Origin of the sequence: Paenibacillus segetis (assembly GCF_014639155.1) — a bacterium.
Classification (GTDB): Bacteria; Bacillota; Bacilli; order Paenibacillales; family Paenibacillaceae; genus Fontibacillus; species Fontibacillus segetis.
This window is the reverse complement of the sequence record NZ_BMFT01000002.1, coordinates 109,917-129,710: the sequence shown is the minus strand read 5'-3', so window position 1 is coordinate 129,710 and position 19,794 is coordinate 109,917. Positions and strand designations below refer to the sequence as shown.

Below are 19,794 nucleotides of genomic sequence, written 5' to 3'. Positions count from 1 at the left end.
AGCCTATCGCAGTTTTCTATTGTTTCAATTCGGCAACATATCGGTCATAAGCAGCTTGATTAATTTCTACCAGACGTCCCGCACCCAACTTTTCCAGCTCTTTAACGAATGCAGCATGATCTACTGGCTTCGCTCCCAGTACCCACTGTTGTCTCGTTTCCTCAATATACGTTTCAACTTTAGGGTTAATCTTCTCAAGTTCCTTTTGCTCTTCATTCGTAAACTTCAGAACAGGATATTTGTCCATAAATACTTGCTTTTCTTTATACAGGTCAATTCCTTCTTTTGCCAATGGGAGTGTCCATTGCTCTTCATAGAAGTAATCTTGTTGGAATCCAAAGTTGGATTGGGCTCCTGTCTCACGAATCACATCTACAGGTGCTTTATCGGACTTCAAGACTTTATCTGTAAAAATCGGCTTGCCGTCGACCATTGTATACGTATCGCCTTCGATACCAAAATTGGCCATTCTTCTGCCTTCTTCTGAAAACCAGAAATCAAAATATTTAATCGTTGCCACCGGGTCCGGATTACTGTGGGAGATTCCCCAGCCATAGTTTCTAGCACGATCCCGCTTGGAAGGCTCCTTCACTGTACCATTAACGTCTGCCGGCGGAAGCATAGGGTCAAATTGAAATCCCGTAATCTTGCTTGCCAATTGATCATTGTAATTACCTGTTGAAGCGAAGAAATCATGAGTCAAACCACCCACGTTATCTGCAAGCAGAATATCTCTGGCCTTGCCTCCACGTGTAAAGATCTCTTTATCAATGAGTCCTTCCTTATACCACTTCGCCATATTTTCCATAGCAACGCCGTACTCCTGCTCTAAAGGTCCAAATACGACTTTGTTATCAAATGCCCGATAGCTTGGATAGGCATTCCAAAGCGCCATAAGTCCTTCAATCCCGAGGGTTGTATTTCTGTGGAAAAACCCGATTTCATCTTTTTTGTTGTTGCCATTCGGATCTTGCGTCACAAAGGCTGTTAATACATCATGCAGATCGTCAACGGTTTTCGGCTCTTCTAGTCCTAATTTGTCCAACCAGTCTTTACGAATAAACCAACCTTTTTCAGCTTCTCCATCTTGGATAAATGGAATGAACCATATTTTCCCGTCGTTATCAGAGGATGCGCTTTTTACATCCGGATTATCTTCAAGGAATTTCCTCAAATTTGGAGCATGTTCGTCAATCAAATCATTGAGTTCCAGAAAAGCTCCTTCCGGACCATACTGCAAGAAGTCCTTAGACAGCGCTTGCATAATATCTGGTAGCGTGCCCGATGCCATGACGATGCTGAATGTTTCACTGAAATCAGATACTGTATTTGGCAAGGTTCCTTCGAGCGTAACATTGGTCATTTCTGCCGCTTTCTTGAAGATCGGCCAATCATTTTTAAATACGCCCGAATCCTTCGTTCCCATATGAACCGTTAACTTAAGCGATTTGTCGGAAGCTAAATACGGATTTTGAGTATCTCCTGTTGACGCTACTGCCGGAGCAGCAGTTTCTTTAGGCGATGATGAGCACCCCACTAATCCCCCTGCCAATAATGTTGTTGCCGCTAGAAGGCAAACGCTTTTTTTAAATTTCATAATCTTTCACCTCGATTTAGAATGTATGTTTTATCCTTTTACTGCGCCTACTAACATACCTTTTATAAAATATTTTTGAATATAAGGATACACAAGTACGATAGGTATAATAGAGACGACAATGGTAGCGTAGGTTACCGTTTCTACGGATACAGTGGAAGTAAAGTCCAATGCAGCCCCAAACTCCGATTGCATGTCATGCTGTATTATCATTTTTTTCAGTAAGACTTGAAGCGGAATCTTGTCCATATCCGTCAGCATGATCATTGACCAGAAATATCCATTCCATTTCTCAATGGCATAGAATAATCCAACTGCCGCTAATCCGGCCTTCACTAATGGCAAGTACACTTTAATTAATACATGTAGATCATTGCCACCGTCTACTTTCACCGATTCTTCTAACTCGTCTGGCACTCCTTCAAAGTTGGTACGAAGCAAGATCACCTTAAAGGCATTACATGCAAATGCAATAATGATACCTGAGCGTGTATTCAAAAGTCCCAAATCTCTTAATGTTAGATAAAAAGGGATCATGCCGGCATCAAACCAGAGCGTCAACGTAACTATTATCGTAAATAATTTTTTCCCTCTCAGGCGCTTCTTCGATAAAGCGTATGAACCACAGATCGTAAAGAATAAGGACACAGCGGTTCCTGCAACGGTGTAGAATATGGTATTTCCATAAGCTATCCATATGTCCGAATTGCCCAACACCGCCTTATAGGCATCGAATGTGAACCCTTTAGGGAACAGAAGCACTTTACCTGTAACTACGTTATAGGGCTTACTTATAGAAGCGGATAATACGAATATAAAAGGATATAGCGCCGCTGTCGCCATAAGAGCTAGCAGGATATTGTTGATAATCTTAAATATTTTTTCTCCTCGTGACTCAATCACTCTGCTCACCTACCATAAACTTGCATTAGTTACTTTTTCACTGATCTTATTCGCCGTAACGACTAAGACTAAGGCTACAATGGAATTGAACAATCCTACAGCTGTCGCAAAGTCATATCTACCATCAATAAGCCCTGAACGATAGACATAGGTACTGATAACATCGGCTGTCTCATAAGTTGCCGGCTGATAGAGCAGAATGATCGTCTCGTATCCGACAGTCAGTAAGCTCCCGATCTTTAGAATAAACATGACAACTATAGTGGGTAGAATGCCAGGTAGTGTTACATTCATAATCTGCTTAAACTTATTAGCCCCATCCATTTTTGCTGCTTCATACAGCTGCGTGTCTATACCGGCAATTGCTGCGATAAAGACGATGGAAGCAAATCCTGTTTCCTTCCATAGATTCATAACTGTATAGATCCCTCTGAAATAATTAGGATCGGTCAAGAAATAAATCTTCTCCATCCCGAGCTTTTCTAATATGAGATTAAACAATCCGCTGCTGGGAGCCAGGAGAGTTGTTACAATCCCTGCTATGACGACTACCGATACAAAGTGAGGCAAATACGTAAGTGTTTGCACCACCTTTTTGAATCCAGTCCGAGTCACTTCACTGATCATAATGGCTAATATAATTTGTGCCGGGAAGCAAATCAGAAGTCCATACAAGCTAATAATAACCGTGTTTTTGAATACCCTTAAGAAGTATTCGCTTGCCATAAATTCTTTAAAATACTCAAATCCAATCCATTCGCTTCCGCTTATTCCTTTAAATAAGCTGAAATCTTTAAACGCAATTTGAATCCCCCACATGGGAAGATACTTAAAGACTAGAAACCATAGCAGAAATGGAATAAGCAAATAGTATAGCATCCGATCTCTAAACACATCTTTCCTTAACTCCCTAAAGTAAGCTTTCAAATCCCCTTTAGGCTTCACCCTTTTTTTGATTTTGGTAGGTGAATTCATAGGTGCTGCAGAATTACTCATATTCAAGTATCACCTCCTGTTATTGGCTCAGATCTTTCAGCGCGCTGCCATAACTGCATCCTATAGGAGACTCCCGAAAAGAGATATCTTGAATATTTGTTGTTGTGTTTGTTTTATTGTTTTAGGACAAAAATGGATGAAAACCTATGAAATCGAAGGAGAACAAAAAATCAATATTCTTCGATATAATCCATGAATAAAGCGCCTTTATGTAAGGGTTTACATTGGGTCAAGAAATGAGTATCCTTACGATTTGTAAAATTTTGCTTAGAACTCCACTTCAACTTGATGTAGACTTGAGACGATTCAATCATAAGGAGGATACTGGGGGAGTATTACATGATGGTGAAGAAGAAATTTTTGTATAAAATGCTAACCTTATTTATCGTTATTGTCCTGCTATATTCGGCGATTACCTCATCCATCATATTTTATAAAGGTTACCAAATGGTGGATACCCAAACCAATCATAGTAACCAACTATATATCGATCAAAACAGCAATTATGCAGACTTCAAACTCCGCACTGCAATGGATTTTGTATATAAGATATCTACGCTGCAAAGCTTAACCGATTATCGCTATAGTACCGGTACGAATTATCTCAACATTGCTAATTTATACAATGCTCTAATAGATCAACTGCAAGGCTTTGGTCAGCTAGGCTTCACCTTTGGGATTACCAAGCTGACAGATGATCTGGTGATCACGGCTGGAGGAACCTATAATATTAATAATTATTTGAAGGAGCTCGGCATTGATTCAGGAGCATTGGATCAGCTCCAACAAATGGAGAAACCTTTTCTTACGTCGAATACCTATGTCGTCCCGCAATCGTTGTCCAAGAAACCGGATAATATCGTGATGATTCATCAAATTGTAAATTCAAGTATGGAACCGCTTTATTTCTTTGTTGTTATGGATAGAGTCTCTTTGTTACCGGGTGTTGCCGATAACCCCAAAGGTAACTTTTATCTACATACCGATGAAACCATCAGTTCCTATATTCATCATAAGGAGCTAGATACAGAGATCTTAGCTCATATTAATACAATAGATGACCAAGAAATTAATGGATTGAAAATGGGATCAACCATTAATTATATTCATCCTTCCAAGGTGATTCCGAATCTGAACTATGTTTACTCCAGTAAAGTAACTTCTTTTGGAGCTATTTTCGTTGAAATTTGGAAGACGGCGTTATTCCCTAGTGTGCTTCTGCTACTGCTTGGTATCATACTTGCTTATGTAGCTACACGGTCAAGTTACAAACCAATTCGCCAGCTGCTGCAATTTCTAGATGAGCAAAAGGGTCATTCTACGGCCTCTTCTCAAGAACAGGTCAACCAAATTCATGAACTCGCTTACATTCAATCTAGCATTGAACAGATCTATTCCATTAATCATGCTCTGCAGGATAAGCTGGATCATTCTGCTGTTCATCTACGGGAGGATTTCTTCCGAAAGGTCATTTATGGAATTGCAAGCGAGGAGTTTATCCAAGACAATCTGTCTCAACTTCATTTAGAGAAGTTTCAGGAAGACTTGAATATCATCCTATTGGAATGCGAAGGAATTGAAGCCTTAGATAAGACGGTACCCGCTCCGAATCTATCCTTTGTTTTCAATTCGTTAATCAGAGAGATTCCGTGTGAATACGGAGATTTCTTTACATTGCCATTAGATAAGAGTAAATACTGTATTATTTTTAATCGCATATCATCTGAGTCTTTGAAGCAAATTGCGATGACCGTTGTTCATACCATCGAACAAGATCTAGCACTCGATATTACAGCATGTATATCCAGTACGTATCAACTCCATGAGCTGACTTCCGCGCTGCAGGAGCTGCTCCGGATAGGCAAATATAAATATGCGACGGCAAACAAGGTGTTAACCTCTTCGTGTATTCAAGATCTCGAAGAAGCGGTTTGTTATTATCCGATTGAGACGGAAGCCTGTCTTATTAACTATGTCAATTCGAATGAATTGGGCAAAGCTTACGACCTGCTCCGAAATCTTCTGGATCAGAATATCAAACATACGACGCTTGGCCCTGTGGATCTGTCCAATTTGAAACATTCGATCTTAACTACCTTCAAGCGATGCTTAAATACGAATGGAACAACCTTGAATCAATTTGTAAAAGAATATCCTGATATCTTAAACGAGTTCATGGAGGTTCCTGTCTCGAAGTTCACAGAAAAAACCTTCACGATGTTCGAATTAGTCTTTAATTATTGCAACAAGGAGAAATTCAGTTTAGAGAGCTCTACCGCTTCCCAAATCTTTATTTATATCCATAAGAACTTTGATAAAGATATATCGTTAACAGATATTGCGGATGAATTTAACCTGTCTGAGAGCTATGTTAGCAAGCTATTAAAGAATTCATTGGACATTAATTTCAAACAATATGTCAATACATTAAAGGTGAAAAGAGCCAAGGAACTTCTAAATCAGAAGGATTATAAGGTTCATGAGGTGGCTGCTATTGTCGGATGCAATAATACCAACTCATTCATTCGAATTTTCAAACAATATATTGGTGTATCTCCGGGGGAATATGTCAAGAACCTGCATTAACTTCTAATCTTTATTGGAATCACGATTTCTTGCTGTTATATTGAAATTCACGACAACAACAAATAGTAAGGATATCCCTCTCATACTGCTGCCTTTAGAATACAGGTATCGTGACATCATGCGACCTTAGAATGAGAGGAGATATACCAAATGAATCAACATCCGGACTGGCTGAATCATGCTTATAAGGAATCATTGAAAAAAATCAGTACACTAAGTAAAAAAATTGGGGTAAGCTTCCCACATGTATGTCTAAGTGACGGATACAATTGTGAAGACGCCTCCTTCTGGACCTCGGGATTCTGGGGAGGCTTGCTATGGCTAGCCTATCGCGAGACGAAAGAGGAGTCCTTGAAAAAGCTTGCAATTAACATTGAACAAGAACTAAATGTTCCTTTATGCGATTTTTATGATATTCATCATGATGTTGGATTTATGTACTTGCCAACTGCCGTCGTTAACTATCAATGGACAGGGAATGAAGAAGCACGGAGATCCGGTCTGATTGCGGCCAGCCATCTGGCAGGCAGATTCAATCTAAAGGGGCAATTTATCAGAGCGTGGACGGATCGCGTCGATCCAAATAGTACAGGCTGGGCCATTATCGATTGCCTCATGAACCTGCCATTGCTATTCTGGGCTTCGAAGGAAGAACATGATCCACGCTTCAAGCATATCGCGATTGCACATGCAGATACCGTACTTAAACATTTTGTACGAGATGACTGGACGGTTCCTCATATTGTAAGCTTCGATCCAGAGACTGGGGAAAAGATTGAGAACTTGGGCGGGCAAGGCCTTGGACCGGATTCAGTATGGTCAAGAGGACAGGCTTGGGCTATTTATGGCTTTGCGATTGCAGCACGTGAGACAGGAAAAGCCGAATACCTGACAGCTTCTAAAAATATCGCGAATTACTTCTTATCTCATCTTCCTGAAGATCAAGTTCCTTATTGGGACTTCAGAACAGCCGATAAGGATAAGCATGTTCGCGACTCCTCAGCCGCCGCTTGTACGGCAAGCGGTCTGCTGGAGTTAAGTATGTTGCTTGAGGATCCAACGGAGAAATCCTTCTACTACGATAGTGCTCTCGGCATACTCCAAGGTCTGTATGAGAACTATGCCGATTTCAGCGATCAGCAGGACGCTATTCTTACCAAAGGAACTGTATCCTATCCCGTGAACAAGCATGTGAATGTGCCGATTATCTACGGGGATTATTATTTCATAGAGGCACTAGCTAAGGTGCATGGTCAGCCCGGATTGTTCTAGCCGTTGCATTTATATTAAGCAGAAATCAGCCCCCTCACCGTTTGTGGTCAGGGGGTTAATCTAGTAGCATTACGCAAAGCGATTAGGTCAATTCCGCTAGCACCTGGCCTAGCCGGTCAAGCAGCTGTTCATTAGCTTCTATGCAGATCGGCCTAGCATGTTCAAAGTCCTCTTTTAACTTGAATTGTTGACGGAAGGTAACTCTGGTCCCCCCTTCTATGTCCTCGAAGATACCCGTTACCCGAAATTCATGAATGTTCAAATGATCAATTACAACCCGCTCCAGCGGTACGAACTCAACAAAGGCGCAATGGTTAGGATAATCCACGCCATCCGGTCCATGCATGGTGAACTTCCACGTGCCGCCCGGTCTCATATCGCACTCATGAAACGTACATGTGAATCCTCGAGGTCCCCACCACTTTGCTAGCAAATCGGGGGTTGTCCACGCTCGAAACACAAGCTCCCGCGGCACATCGTACTCGCGCGTAGCAATAAGTTCATTTTCACCTATTGTCATATTCATACCTCCCCTACTACTACCTTGCCCAGTGTGTCCAACATGGCGTTTGTACCGTGTTCCCGTTCTTCCAGTGTATCGTGCCCGTCAAAGAACGCACCTTGCTCCGTGAAAATCAGTTTCGTACCGCCTTCAACCTTGATAAGCTCGATTGTTGTAATGGAGACGGAGATGCGTGTGTCGCCCGAGTCCAGGGTGTAAGTGTAGACAATACGCTGCTCCGGAACAAGCTCCTGATAATTGGCGTCGAAGGTAAAGATCGGTCCACCCGGTGGCCCACCTCTGCTATACTCGCGCCCACCAACCTTGAAATCGAAGATATCTGGCTTCGAAAACCACTTGGCTTTGGCAATCGGGTCGGCCCATGCGTGATAAACCCGCTCTGGCGAAGCGGCATAAGTTCGCTCGACGACGAAGGTTCCATGTTTAACAAATCGTTCGTTCATTGATTTTCCTCCTTATTTTCCGGAATTCCGCTTTCCTCGGCAAGAAAAGCTCCCAATAGATCCAAATGTCGCTCCCAGCCCGTTTGTCGATCAATGACTGGTTTCTCAAACCCCACCTTCATCGCTTGCAGAAGGCTCGTTAAATCTTCAACCGTTAATTCCGCCTTGCCCTGCATATGCTTGGATACGTGCCTGAGTTGCTCTAGTAGTTTCTGCTGCAATTTCATCTGTTCTTTGATCTGGTCTATTTGTAGGTTTACAATTTCAAGCGGGCTGATCTGCCCGCCACTTAAAGCCGACTTAACCTCTTCGAGAGATAAGCCCAATTCCTTAAGCGATAAAATCTGGTGCAAACGTGACAAGTTTGCTTCACTATATAGCCTGTGGCCCGATTCCGTCTGACCGGATGGAGATAACAAACCGATTTGATCATAAAAGCGTAGGGTTCGTACGGTAAGCCCCGTCAGCTTGGCGAGGTCCCCGACCTTCCAATGACTCTTCATTTACCATCTCCTCTCCACTCTTTGGTAATAGTAAAATACTGGTAACCCTATTTTAAAACATTACGTTACGTAAGGTGCAAGTGAAATTGTGATGCTGGGCTGGATTTTTTTTATGCGACCATTTTAAAGAAAAAAAACGCTCGGAATCCCCGAGCGTATATTGAAGTCATTTTGAAGTTTTTGTCTTACCTCTACTCTTCCTCATACAAAGACGTATCCACTGCCTGGATATATGGTGTCCATTCCCCTGTCGTATAGAGCAGAAGCCGATGCATCGCACGCGTACATGCTGTATAAAAGAGCTTACGCTCGCTTTCCCGGTGATATGTCTGCGAAGAAGCATCATAGATCAATACAGCATCGAATTCGACACCCTTGGCGAGATAGGCAGGCATAACCGCTATCCCTTTCTCAAAAGTGATCGTCTCCTTCGTGATGAGCCGTAGGGTCTCACAACCCTGTGCTGTCAATGTCTCGTAAGATTCGAGGCTTTCAGCTGCATTTTTCGTAATAATGGCGAAGGAGTCGAATCCTTCAGCCTTAAGATCGGCGAGGTCTGCGATAATTCGTGCTGCCCGCTTTTCACTACTGCCAGCCTTCAAGAGACAAGGCTTCCTACCAGCCCTCTGAAAGGGAACAATCTCTTCGTTTGGTAGCAGCGCCCTCGTAAATTCGACAATCTCACGTGTTGAACGATAACTTTGGACAAGGCGAATCAGGCTCGTTTCGCTTTCATCGTAGAGTCGGATCAACGGTGAGTCGACCTCCTGTAGATTCGTCGCTTGTGGGAAGATCGCTTGACCAAAATCCCCGAGCACCGTCATACGAGCACGCGGAAACAACCGTTTGAGGAACACGTATTGGAACGGTGAATAATCCTGGCCTTCGTCAACAAATACATGCCGTACCATCGTATTGGTCCGAGCCCCCTCGACGAGTTCCTTTAAATATAAATATGGCGTTGCATCCTCATAAAACAGTTCGAGCCGACTCAGCTTTTCCTTCGTTTGTTTACAGATTGCGGGCCACTCTTTTGGCACTTCCGTCTCGTTCGTCATTCTCCGAAAAGTGGCATCCTCGCTAAACAACTGATCGTACAGCCCTACCACATCTATGAACATGAACCGCTTCACGTCTCTCCTCAGCGGCTTGAAATGTTCTTTTACAACCATCCGACGCAGCAGTGATTCTTCCTGTACGGAAAAATCGAAGACGTTCTCTTCCCCCAACTCCTGCCCGCGAAAATCACCATAGACCTCTTCATACTGCTTCGTAAAGTCGAAGACCGCCTCTTCTCGCTGGTACTTCTTAAGCAACGCGCTGTAGGCTTCGGCATATTGCTCATTGTCGAGATAATTGAGTTCATCTTGAACCCAGAGCTCATCCCGTTCTTGACGCTCCAGCGTAGTCAGCTCTCGCAGTAACCATTCACGTAGCAGACCCATGCGATTAGCCAGACGAATGGAACGGTCATAGCTATAAAATTGCGACTTCATTTGTTCCGCGGTAATTAGCTCGCGGCCCCGGAATTGGATACTACGGAAGCGCATGCCCTCCTCCCCTAGCCACAACGCATAGCTTTGGATAGCATGTAGGAAATTCTCAGACGCCTTATAGTGCATCCCACTTAACCGCGCTTCATACTCCTCAGATAGATTTGCTGTTAAGGCGTATTCGATTTGCTCAAACGGGTCCTCTATACGCATCGTCGATCCAAGCCAATATTCAAGATATTCCTGAAAGGTCGTCTGCTGCATGTTCTCCTCGCCGAGTTCGGGAAGTACCGTGGATACATAACTGTTAAACATCGGATTAGGCGAGAAAAGAACGATCTGGTCCGCCTTGAGCCGATCACGGTGTTTATACAACAAATACGCTACCCGTTGCAGAGCTGCGGATGTCTTTCCGCTACCAGCTGCCCCCTGCACAATGAGCATACGACTCTTATCGTTACGGATGATGGTGTTTTGCTCTTTTTGAATCGTCGCCACGATACTCTTCATTTGCGCATTCGCGCCCTTACCCAGGACTTGCTGGAGCAACTCATCGCCGATAGTTAAGCTCGTATCGAACACATTCTGGAGCTGACCGTCAGTGATCTGGTATTGACGCTTCAGCGTCATCTCACCCGTTATTTCTCCACCCGGCGTATCATAATCTGATGGCCCTGGGGAATAGTCATAATACATGCTTGCAATGGGTGTTCGCCAGTCGTAGACTAGAAAATTCATGGCATCCTCATCAGCGAAGGATGATGCACCGATATATATTTGCTCACTGAACCCCGTGCCGTCCTCTTGAAAATCAATTCGTCCAAAGTAGGGGGACGGCAACAGCCGTTTCATACTTTTCAAACGTTGCATCCGTTGCCGATGACTGCGTTCCCGCTCGGACAACAGCGCTTCTTGCTGCTTTATACTGTAGAAGGTCTCTTCGAAATCTTCTTCCGTGCTCGTATTGACCGTAACTTCCTCCCAGAACTGCTTGCGAATATCGGTCACCTGTTCACGTAATCCGGATACTTCTGGTTCCAGTTCAGCGATTTGTGACCGCAGTCCTTCTGTTACCAGATCAAGCCGCTCCTGCTCTTGCTGCCAATCCTTTGCGCTTATCATCTTGCTCAACACGCTCCTTTTCAATCTTGTTATAAAGAAGCAAAATTAATATTTGACAAACGGTAAATCCATATGATATTATATTATTGTAAGGTAACATGATATATCTATGTTCATTTACAATTTGTCAGTGATCTTCTAATCTTATCACGATGTTTCTTTGAATGCAAATCATTTACATGTAAAAGAACCGGCATTTTTCTGCCGGTTCTTTCTTTGTTGTGCTGAGTGAAGAGGGACTTCAAGCTAACCCCGCAGTAACTCGTCCCGCGCCTCGCTCAGCGCGAATCCCAGTAGGTTTCTACCACGCCATTTCACGGGATTCTCCGCGTCCGGATTGGACTGACCCATACCGATCCCCCAAATGCGGTCCCGCGGGCTGGCTTCGACGAGGATGCGATTCTTCGTCGACATGAGATATTTACCAAGCTCCGGATTCTGCGAAAATTTAGCCAAGCTGGCCCTTTTGACAATGTCGTAACATTCTCTGTCCCAAATGTCCTTATCGAAGTTCTGGACCGCACGCCCATAAGCTTTCATTTCTTTAGGATGCTTGGCTTTTAGGATCGACTCCAGCATTTCGCCATCGCCGAACATCCTTGCCTTCTCAGCCATCATGAACTGCTCGGCACAAGAATACTTCGTCTCCTCTACCGTGAACGGGCACATCCACCATTGGCTGAAACAGCTTTTATCGACACTCCCGTCCTTAGGCGGCGTATGGCCCCAAAAGAACACGAACTTAAACGTTTTGCCCGCGTTATATGCTTTTCTTAACTCTTCAAGATTATATATCATCGTTAATCCTCCAAACTTCTCCGATATAAGCGGGATGGACGGTGCCCCGCATTTTCGGTGTAATGATCAGTTTCCACTACGAGATCATTCACTTTACGCCGGAAAGCCGCCTTCAGCAGCTCCTTGTCCAAGATTACCTCGTAAACTTGCTGCAGCTCTGTTAAGGTGAACAGCTGTGGCATCAAGTGTAGTGCAATATCGGTATAATTCACTTTTCCCCGCAACCGCTCGATGGCGCAGGCAATAATCTTCGCATGATCAAAAGCCAATCCATCATTCGATACGATCGAGTAGGTGGTTGACGTCGAGTTCACTTTTACCGCAACCGTCCGATCCACAATTGCCGTTAGCTCTTCTCCTTCGATACTGAGCTTAAGCTCATATTCCAGTGTCTTGACGTATCCATCCTTAATCAGTTCTTTCCGCTCCCATAGAAGCCTATAGGATACCTTGAACCAGGCGACGTCGGCAGCGTCATCTCCTGCCTGTAGCTGCACCTGGTCACTGTTGATCAAGGCCATGTAGCTACAACTGATCACCCAGGTGCGGGGGTCCCGCCCAACATCACTAAAGGTGTATAACTGCTCTAAATGAACGTCATCCACACCCGTTTCCTCGCTCAACTCCCTTGCCGCAGCCTGCTCCGTCGTCTCGTCCGGGCGGACGAAGCCACCTGGCAGCGCCCATTTACCAATGAAAGGGTGCCCCCCTCGGCGAATAAGCAGAATTCGCAGCTCTTTATCCGGTAACTTGCGGTAACTGTCCGGCTCCGCATCCGTTACAGTGAAAATGACCATATCCGTCGCCACCGAAGGCCGCTCGTAATCGCCAACCCGATATTGCTCCAGGAATTCACGTTCTGTAAGTCCATCGCGATCCAACAAATCCATCCACTTTGCCTCCTTAATTCCTATATTCTTAGCCATTGAGCTCCCCGAAATAGTTCCGGTAAGGCTCGAACTTGGCCAACACTTCGTCCACCTTATGCATTCTTTCCTCCAGGCTGCCACGCAACGTGATAAAGGGGATCCGCCGTGCCTGCAAGTCCGCGATGATCTGTCTATGGAAAACTTGCCGTTTCTGATCCCCGCTGCGATCCCAAGTATCATCGTAAGGAATATCGTCGTCGCACAGGAAAAACAGATCATAGAGCTGTGCGTTCTCCAGGGCGATCCGGGTTAAGAGCTCCGGGGCACGGCCGTGATAGTCTAGGGCGTACATATACGTGGTTATCGCATTGGTATCGACAAAAAGATAACGATCCGCTCCCAGCAATGCCTTCTCCTCCCGTTCGATATGTCCAACTGCGATTTCGTCGAACGCTTCCAGGCCGATTCTGCGGTCCACCTGATGCTCGGTCCAATAATCCCGCCCATATTCACTTGCAAAGGACGTGTGATACCGCCGCGCTAACGCTTCGGTGATCGTGGATTTGCCTGTCGACATCGCCCCCACAAAAACAACCTTTGTGATTAAATCCCGGTACACAATATCACTTACAAACTCCCGGTATTTATAAGGATTAGAACGGATCATCGTCGCCGAGATCGGAACCCGTACGCGAGCTTCATCAACCCGCCGATCCACAGCACCCAAGGCGACGCTCATATGCTCTCCGTAAAACTCGCTGGAGTAAAAATGAGTAACCTGCTCACCTTCCAACAACCCCAAAATATACTGCTCTTCCCGGATCTCATGCTCCCGGTCGTCTGAATATCCATCCGGACCATCCCAGGCTTCGATCACCCGAACCGTCGGATAGAGCTTCCGTATCCAGTTCGCCCGAATATGAAGCGGAATCGTGATAACCGTCGTCTCGTAGATCACCACAATTAATTCATCGACCTCTTGCAGTGCCGTTTCGATCATAGACTGATGTCCTTTATGCAGCGGAGCAAACTTTCCCAGTGTTAATCCAAGTGTCTTCATGCGGACAATACCTCCTTGGCCCCTTTATTCCAATTGTAATAACCATATATCGCGTTAACCAAATACGCGCTCCACATCACGATCATCAGCAAGCCTTCGCCACTGCCTTCGATCATACGAATTACCCATAACAGCACCGTAAACATATTCAGTACAATATAAATCAGCCATTGTTCCTTGAATCTTCGAACCATTAACAGGGTAGCCACGATGGATAACACCGTCGTTGTGGCATCGATGTAAGGCGAGTTCTGCCCCGGTATGAACGAAAGTCCAAACCCTAGCAACAAGCAGCCTAATACGCAAACTACTCCGACTTGGAGCAGACCTTTAAGTTTCATTTGGCGCATCGACAACTTGCCGCCTTGGAGGTTATTTTTCCACATATAGAAGCCAATCACATTCATAGGAACAAAGAAGAGCAAATTCAGCATTACCTCTCCAAACAAACCGTTCACGTAAGCCAAATATGCGTAGCCTACCGTATTGTACATACCGAACACATAGCTCATCAGTTTTCCTTTTGCCGTGAGTACCACACATAGTACCCCAGTGATGAAGACTGTAAATCCGAGTAAGGAATCCTTTGAAATCACCGTAAACCCAATTGCGATCGAGGTAAACAAAACCAACCAAGCTATCTCGAACATGTTCCAACCGCCTACGTACTTCTTCATCTGTATCCCCTCAGCTTTCTCCACTCATTCTTTAAGTGTATACTTAGTATATATTTGATAATAACAATTTGTTACTAACAAAATATCAAAAAATACACCGCGTGGCAAGAAGAAATTTCCTACGCGTCATGTATCGGATAATTTTAATATGAATATTTAGGCGAAATAATTCGATTAATAGGAAAATTTTGGACTAATTGCTTTGACCTTCTATGATATATTTAAGAAAATAATCCTATTATTTTGAAAAATATGAATCATAAAGGAGGATTTATGAAAAAAATAGTTTATTTAATGATTATAGGGTGCTTAGTTATCTCCGCCGGTCTTTTCTCTTTCGCTCCCTCAACTTCTGCCGCTGCTCCTGTTACTTACACTCTCTATATAGACGGTAAGATTTTATCATCAAAATACCCAACCGTCGTTGAAGGTAACACCACTCTAATTCCTATGAAGGCTGTTCTAACCGAGCTAAATTATAATACGGCAGTCGATAACAAAACGAAGGCGATTACGGCAAAAAATTCAACTGGCTCTTTTATTAGCGTGAAAGCAGGAAGCAAAAAAGCCAAGATCAACGGATCCGAAACCCTACTTCCGGCATCGGTCAAAGCAATGAACGGAACTACGTACATACCTATATCGGCAGTTAAACTTTTAACCGGAAAATCTATCGGTGTAGATAAAGCATCAGGCATCGCCTGGATCGGGGACAAACCTACGGACCCAGCCGTCCTTCCGACATGGGGAGTAACTCCGAATCAAGTTAAAGCTGTCTCCGGTCAGAAGCTGCTTATTGATGAAGGAGGTCAGGGCGATATTTATATTCTTACCTTCCATGACCAACCTGAAGACCCTGAAGAATTATATATATTTTATAAAAACAAACTGGCCAAAATAGGATTTCTCCCAGTCATTTCTGGTTATAATGAAGCCGAGTTACTCAGCATTTATGATGCCATGGTCGTCAGTTTAATTAATAGTTACGGGGAACCAGAAGTAGATACAATTACTGTCGATGAGGACTCACTAGAGCGAGTGACCCTTGACAACGGAGGTTACTTAATAAGCAAGTGGAACGTAGGAAACACTATAATCACTCTTTTATTGAAAGCAACGGACACCGATTATACTCTGAATTTGACCTATGTGAATGCTTCAGTACAGGCACAACTTGATGCAGCCGTTAATGCTATTAAATAACTAGTCAAATTAAATAAAAAGAAGGAGCCGATGAAAATACCGGCTCCTTCTTTATTTACTGCATCTGGTTCTCTATCCGCTGCATGAACTCTTCGGCTGCGCTATACCCTAGCTGCTTGAGATACCAATTGTTGGCCGCCGCTTCAATCAAACCAGCTACGTCGCGTCCAGGCTGAAGCTGGACTTCGATATGCGGGATTTTGACGCCGAGATATTCCGTGAATTGCGGGACTACCTCAAGCTCATTGTTGAGGGAGTCTTCCTGCCATGGAGCTAACTCAATGTCGAGTACAATTCGTGTCTCGTCCTGAAATGCCTTGCGTCCATATTGGCGTACAACATTGATCAGACCAATGCTGCGTAGCGCAAGGAACTCGCGCGTTGTCTCATTATGCGTGCCAAGAAGCGTCGCTGGGCCTAACTTCTTAAGCACCACAATATCGTCCGCTACGAACCGGTGACCTCTTCGGATGAGCGTGTGGGCTGTCTCGCTTTTACCAATCCCGGATTTTCCCCTGAGCAGGATGCCTATGCCCGATACATTTACACATACGCCATGGATCGACAGCTCCGGCGCAAGAGTCTTCACTAGATAACTGTCCAGCTTGGCGATAAACTCCGTTGTCGTCTCTGCCGTCCGTAGTAGTGGTATGCCTTCCTGATCGCAGAACAGGATCAGATAAGGAATCTCCTGTTGTCCTGCCGTCACAATGAAGCAAGGCGGATGATATTTGACAATGTTTCCGATATGCAGCTTGCGTTCCTCAACGCTTAGCGTCAATAAATAGTTAATTTCCTTGCGGCCCAGCACTTGCACCCGTTCCATAGGAAAAAAATCAAAATACCCGACAAACTCCAGCCCCGGTCTATGCGTTCGCGGACGGGTAATCACACGATCCATGCGGCTGGCTCCCGCAAGCACTTCCAAATGGAATTTTTCCGTAAGGCTTTGAACGGTGATCGACTTCATGTAGTTCTCCTCCTACGTCTTGGCGTATCTAGAATACGCCTGGTCATCAATACTACGATGTCTGATATATTCCACACCGATAAATGCATTCCTGCAATTGAGTGTCTTTTAGCTGAATAACCTCTTCTAATTTAACGTTCGCACGTCCGGCCTTATAGTTGTTTGAGTTCTGCTCGGCTAGACTAGCGATCTTCTCCGCCACATAAGCAGGCTCAAGCACTGTGACATCCGGTCCGTATCCGAGTAAACAAATAACATAGTACACTGGAACGAATTCGACAGAGGTACGCATTTTGCAGCAATCGATGCGTCAGACTTAATGATAAGTGATATCCGGACATTCTTCCAGAGTGTACAACAGGAGCTAGGAAATAATAAAATGAACATCAAAAAAATGCCTCAGGACCATATTGCATCGTCCTGGGCATTCCTTCTAATTTAGCGCGGGTCTTCACGGTATCTTGCCGTTATATTTCTCTCCCGACATTTGGGTTACTTCTATACATTTTTTCTGCTTCGATAGGACTTTGTTTTGCTGTCACATGTTGTGGAATTACGCGGTAAACTTGCACCGGTCCACCGAATACAGCCGACCTATACTTATCTACATGCTGCTTCGATAAGGGACGGTTATAATAGCCGGGTACATATTTATTGATCAATTCTTGGAGTACATGAGTGGCTTCGTCCAAATCCGTGATTGGCTCTGCTTGTCCAAATATCATTACGCTCATGTATGCCGTATCTGTCTTGGCAGGAACCGGATCCGTGATCGTTCCGTATTCCTCACACACCGTAAAACATACCTCTGGATTTTCACTCATGACCTGATTGCGCCTTCCATCTCCTGCCCCGTGAAAATAGAGTTTCCCCTCTGTCCATACATAATTAAGCGGTACAACATAAGGAAGATTTCCATCAACCATTCCAAGATACCCTACTCTTGCTTGAAGAAGAAAACTTTCAATTTTCTCTTGATCCTGGCATTCCCTGATCTTGTAGCGAACTGAATCCATTTGAAATCATCTCTCCTTTCATCATAACCATCATCCCACTTCAATTGTCTTAACTTCGATCGTCTTCTAGTGCGCGGCAACGACCAGATTGCAAATACCAGCGTTATTACGGTAGTATACCAATGAATGGATTGCGTTAGAACATCCAAAGATCCTGCTTTTAAGCAATCCATATTAATTATTGGTTGGAGATTGGAGCTTCTATTTGGGGGTATATGCGATGATGAAAGTAATCCGTGATGATAAGAGACCGATCTGGCAGCAATTGCTTGATCAAGCGATTCATAATATTACTAGCGGAATCTGGGCGCCAGGACAATTACTGATTCCTTCCCGCGAACTTGCCCACATGGTAGGTGTCTCTCGCTCGACTATACAAATCGTTTATGAGGAATTGCTAAGTCGCGGCTATACCGTTACATCTCGGCGAGGAGGAACGCGAGTTAGTAAATGGAAGCAATTTACGAAGTCACCGAAGGAAAAGATCACAGATGGCCCCGTCCCCCCCTCACTTCCCTTGTTGAACTCGGCTGTCGATCAATTACATGACTGGTTCAGAGGCAAAGAAGTGCGAGAAGTTGAAATTGACTTCAGTCCCCATGAACCCTACTTGGATGATCAATTTCAAAAGAACTGGCGACAGTCGCTTCTCCACGCATCCAATGAAATGGACCTATCAAGCTGGGCGTACGGCGACCCCTATGGTTTCACACCATTACGTGAGCAAATACAGCGTTATTTATCACTTGAACGAGGCATTCATATCAAAACCAATCAGATTCTATTAACCTCAGGAGCTCAGCACAGTATTGACTTAATCGCACAATCACTCTTAGCTGAGGGGGACACCGTCTCAGTAGAAGATCCCGGTTTTCCAGCTGCCTGGATGGCGATGAAATATCGACGTATGAATGTGGTGCCTGTTCCCGTTGATGAGTATGGTCTAGTTGTTGAGCATATTCACCCACAGTCCAAACTGGTCTTTACGACTCCTTCACATCAGTGTGCGGTTGGGGTAGTTATGACCGAGCCGCGCAGGCAACAATTGTTACATAGGGCGGCTCAAGAACGATTTTGGATCATTGAAGACGATTATGATAGTGAATTTCGATATCGTGGAGAGCCACTTCCAACGTTGTTTAGTCAGGCATCCAATAATACTTTGTATCTCATGAGTTTTTCTAAAATGATTGCTCCAGGCATTCGCATTTCGGCTATCGTTGGATCCGTCGAGGCCATTGCCCAAATTGCCAAAGTACAGGAGCTTACTTACCGCCATCTTCCTATTATGGATCAACTAACGCTAACCCACTTCATTAAGAATGGGCATTTTATGCGACATATGCGAAGAGTCAGAAATGTGTACCGACGAAGACACGAAGCCATGACAAAGGCTATTATGGTTAGCGGTTTAGGAGAGCGTTTCACGCTAAGCGGAGTAGAAACGGGATTGCATATGTTACTTGAAGCAGAAGATTCATACGACGAAGAAGCAGTGACAAAGTTAGCTCTACAGCAGGGAATACGTGTATACCCTCTTGGACCCTATTGTTTGGAAAGCAAAAGAAAGGGATGGGTGCTGGGATTTGCAAAAGTGGATGAAGCAACGATTGAGCAGGGAATTCATCGCCTTGCGGAGTTGATCTTATAGCATTCATCTTCATGATCTATGTACGCTCGTGCCTCCTGAAATGATAAGTTCTATTTTACAAAAGTCAGTTATCGTTGTACCTGCGATAATCCAGCACTTGCAGTGCTTCCAG

General features: G+C 44.4%; 18 protein-coding genes. 4 read left to right on the top strand and 14 right to left on the bottom strand.

Annotated features, from left to right (window positions below; translation table 11 throughout):
- Nucleotides 1–16: 16 nt before the first annotated feature.
- From IEW05_RS16840 to IEW05_RS16830, 3 genes are read right to left on the bottom strand one after another with little or no spacing between them, the layout of a single operon-like run.
- On the bottom strand, nucleotides 17–1,597 hold the full coding sequence (locus IEW05_RS16840; protein ID WP_188541020.1) for an extracellular solute-binding protein: 1,581 nt from the start codon (nucleotides 1,595–1,597) through the stop codon (nucleotides 17–19).
- A 30-nt stretch (nucleotides 1,598–1,627) separates the two neighbouring features.
- On the bottom strand, nucleotides 1,628–2,500 hold the full coding sequence (locus IEW05_RS16835) for a carbohydrate ABC transporter permease (RefSeq protein WP_229753457.1): 873 nt from the start codon (nucleotides 2,498–2,500) through the stop codon (nucleotides 1,628–1,630).
- Between the two features lie 9 nt (nucleotides 2,501–2,509).
- Entirely contained in the window at nucleotides 2,510–3,496 is a 987-nt protein-coding gene (locus IEW05_RS16830; protein ID WP_229753456.1) for an ABC transporter permease, read from the bottom strand.
- 339 nt (nucleotides 3,497–3,835) lie between these two features.
- On the opposite strand from IEW05_RS16830, the gene IEW05_RS16825 reads away from it, so the two are divergent.
- Both IEW05_RS16825 and IEW05_RS16820 read left to right on the top strand, forming a co-directional pair.
- Nucleotides 3,836–6,082: a helix-turn-helix transcriptional regulator gene (locus IEW05_RS16825; protein ID WP_188541019.1), complete on the top strand. Its 2,247-nt coding sequence runs from the start codon at nucleotides 3,836–3,838 to the stop codon at nucleotides 6,080–6,082.
- A gap of 150 nt (nucleotides 6,083–6,232) precedes the next feature.
- Entirely contained in the window at nucleotides 6,233–7,354 is a 1,122-nt protein-coding gene (locus IEW05_RS16820) for a glycoside hydrolase family 88 protein (protein WP_188541018.1), read from the top strand.
- An 82-nt stretch (nucleotides 7,355–7,436) separates the two neighbouring features.
- Here IEW05_RS16820 and IEW05_RS16815 read toward each other — a convergent pair whose 3' ends face one another.
- The 8 genes from IEW05_RS16815 to pnuC form a co-directional block, all read right to left on the bottom strand.
- Nucleotides 7,437–7,874, bottom strand: a complete 438-nt coding sequence (locus tag IEW05_RS16815; protein ID WP_188541017.1) for an SRPBCC family protein — start codon at nucleotides 7,872–7,874, stop codon at nucleotides 7,437–7,439.
- A 2-nt stretch (nucleotides 7,875–7,876) separates the two neighbouring features.
- Nucleotides 7,877–8,320 (bottom strand): SRPBCC family protein, encoded by a 444-nt coding sequence (locus IEW05_RS16810; protein WP_188541016.1) that lies wholly within the window; start codon nucleotides 8,318–8,320, stop codon nucleotides 7,877–7,879.
- A complete protein-coding gene (locus IEW05_RS16805; protein ID WP_188541015.1) occupies nucleotides 8,317–8,823 on the bottom strand; it encodes a MerR family transcriptional regulator in 507 nt (168 codons plus the stop codon). Before IEW05_RS16805 ends, IEW05_RS16810 begins: the two co-directional genes overlap by 4 nt.
- A 191-nt stretch (nucleotides 8,824–9,014) precedes the next feature.
- Nucleotides 9,015–11,438 (bottom strand): RNA polymerase recycling motor HelD, encoded by a 2,424-nt coding sequence (helD, locus tag IEW05_RS16800; RefSeq protein WP_188541014.1) that lies wholly within the window; start codon nucleotides 11,436–11,438, stop codon nucleotides 9,015–9,017.
- A gap of 246 nt (nucleotides 11,439–11,684) precedes the next feature.
- Nucleotides 11,685–12,236: a riboflavin biosynthesis intermediates N-glycosidase gene (ybiA, locus tag IEW05_RS16795; RefSeq protein WP_188541013.1), complete on the bottom strand. Its 552-nt coding sequence runs from the start codon at nucleotides 12,234–12,236 to the stop codon at nucleotides 11,685–11,687.
- Nucleotides 12,237–12,238: 2 nt separating this feature from the next.
- Complete coding sequence (locus IEW05_RS16790) at nucleotides 12,239–13,126, bottom strand: NUDIX hydrolase (protein WP_188541012.1); 888 nt, start codon at nucleotides 13,124–13,126, stop codon at nucleotides 12,239–12,241.
- Nucleotides 13,127–13,154: 28 nt separating this feature from the next.
- Nucleotides 13,155–14,165 (bottom strand): AAA family ATPase, encoded by a 1,011-nt coding sequence (locus IEW05_RS16785; protein WP_188541011.1) that lies wholly within the window; start codon nucleotides 14,163–14,165, stop codon nucleotides 13,155–13,157.
- Nucleotides 14,162–14,842: a nicotinamide riboside transporter PnuC gene (gene pnuC / locus IEW05_RS16780; RefSeq protein ID WP_188541010.1), complete on the bottom strand. Its 681-nt coding sequence runs from the start codon at nucleotides 14,840–14,842 to the stop codon at nucleotides 14,162–14,164. Before pnuC ends, IEW05_RS16785 begins: the two co-directional genes overlap by 4 nt.
- 273 nt (nucleotides 14,843–15,115) lie before the next feature.
- Between pnuC and IEW05_RS16775 the strand changes: the two genes are divergently transcribed.
- Nucleotides 15,116–16,045: a stalk domain-containing protein gene (locus tag IEW05_RS16775; protein ID WP_188541009.1), complete on the top strand. Its 930-nt coding sequence runs from the start codon at nucleotides 15,116–15,118 to the stop codon at nucleotides 16,043–16,045.
- A 55-nt stretch (nucleotides 16,046–16,100) separates the two neighbouring features.
- Here IEW05_RS16775 and hprK read toward each other — a convergent pair whose 3' ends face one another.
- From hprK to IEW05_RS16760, 3 genes are all read right to left on the bottom strand, one after another.
- Entirely contained in the window at nucleotides 16,101–17,015 is a 915-nt protein-coding gene (gene hprK / locus IEW05_RS16770) for an HPr(Ser) kinase/phosphatase (RefSeq protein ID WP_188541008.1), read from the bottom strand.
- A gap of 52 nt (nucleotides 17,016–17,067) precedes the next feature.
- Nucleotides 17,068–17,307 carry a WCX domain-containing protein gene (locus tag IEW05_RS16765; RefSeq protein WP_188541007.1) on the bottom strand — a complete coding sequence of 80 codons (240 nt, stop codon included), beginning with the start codon at nucleotides 17,305–17,307 and terminating at the stop codon, nucleotides 17,068–17,070.
- A gap of 175 nt (nucleotides 17,308–17,482) precedes the next feature.
- Entirely contained in the window at nucleotides 17,483–18,031 is a 549-nt protein-coding gene (locus tag IEW05_RS16760; RefSeq protein ID WP_188541006.1) for a pyridoxamine 5'-phosphate oxidase family protein, read from the bottom strand.
- Nucleotides 18,032–18,251: 220 nt separating this feature from the next.
- Between IEW05_RS16760 and pdxR the strand changes: the two genes are divergently transcribed.
- The gene (gene pdxR / locus IEW05_RS16755) at nucleotides 18,252–19,682 is read left to right on the top strand and encodes a MocR-like pyridoxine biosynthesis transcription factor PdxR (protein ID WP_188541005.1); all 1,431 of its coding nucleotides are present in this window, start codon (nucleotides 18,252–18,254) and stop codon (nucleotides 19,680–19,682) included.
- The last annotated feature ends 112 nt before the right edge of the window (nucleotides 19,683–19,794 follow it).

What these genes read in the sequence shown, in the direction of transcription:
- pdxR (WP_188541005.1), top strand. Translation starts at nt 18,252, where the DNA reads ATGATGAAAGTAATCCGTGATGATAAGAGACCGATCTGGCAGCAATTG.
- IEW05_RS16815 (WP_188541017.1), bottom strand. Translation starts at nt 7,874, where the DNA reads ATGACAATAGGTGAAAATGAACTTATTGCTACGCGCGAGTACGATGTG.
- IEW05_RS16765 (WP_188541007.1), bottom strand. Translation starts at nt 17,307, where the DNA reads ATGCGTACCTCTGTCGAATTCGTTCCAGTGTACTATGTTATTTGTTTA.
- helD (WP_188541014.1), bottom strand. Translation starts at nt 11,438, where the DNA reads ATGATAAGCGCAAAGGATTGGCAGCAAGAGCAGGAGCGGCTTGATCTG.
- IEW05_RS16825 (WP_188541019.1), top strand. Translation starts at nt 3,836, where the DNA reads ATGATGGTGAAGAAGAAATTTTTGTATAAAATGCTAACCTTATTTATC.
- IEW05_RS16785 (WP_188541011.1), bottom strand. Translation starts at nt 14,165, where the DNA reads ATGAAGACACTTGGATTAACACTGGGAAAGTTTGCTCCGCTGCATAAA.
- pnuC (WP_188541010.1), bottom strand. Translation starts at nt 14,842, where the DNA reads ATGAAGAAGTACGTAGGCGGTTGGAACATGTTCGAGATAGCTTGGTTG.
- IEW05_RS16840 (WP_188541020.1), bottom strand. Translation starts at nt 1,597, where the DNA reads ATGAAATTTAAAAAAAGCGTTTGCCTTCTAGCGGCAACAACATTATTG.
- IEW05_RS16810 (WP_188541016.1), bottom strand. Translation starts at nt 8,320, where the DNA reads ATGAACGAACGATTTGTTAAACATGGAACCTTCGTCGTCGAGCGAACT.
- IEW05_RS16790 (WP_188541012.1), bottom strand. Translation starts at nt 13,126, where the DNA reads ATGGATTTGTTGGATCGCGATGGACTTACAGAACGTGAATTCCTGGAG.
- IEW05_RS16820 (WP_188541018.1), top strand. Translation starts at nt 6,233, where the DNA reads ATGAATCAACATCCGGACTGGCTGAATCATGCTTATAAGGAATCATTG.
- IEW05_RS16830 (WP_229753456.1), bottom strand. Translation starts at nt 3,496, where the DNA reads ATGAGTAATTCTGCAGCACCTATGAATTCACCTACCAAAATCAAAAAA.
- hprK (WP_188541008.1), bottom strand. Translation starts at nt 17,015, where the DNA reads ATGAAGTCGATCACCGTTCAAAGCCTTACGGAAAAATTCCATTTGGAA.
- IEW05_RS16805 (WP_188541015.1), bottom strand. Translation starts at nt 8,823, where the DNA reads ATGAAGAGTCATTGGAAGGTCGGGGACCTCGCCAAGCTGACGGGGCTT.
- IEW05_RS16775 (WP_188541009.1), top strand. Translation starts at nt 15,116, where the DNA reads ATGAAAAAAATAGTTTATTTAATGATTATAGGGTGCTTAGTTATCTCC.
- IEW05_RS16760 (WP_188541006.1), bottom strand. Translation starts at nt 18,031, where the DNA reads ATGGATTCAGTTCGCTACAAGATCAGGGAATGCCAGGATCAAGAGAAA.
- ybiA (WP_188541013.1), bottom strand. Translation starts at nt 12,236, where the DNA reads ATGATATATAATCTTGAAGAGTTAAGAAAAGCATATAACGCGGGCAAA.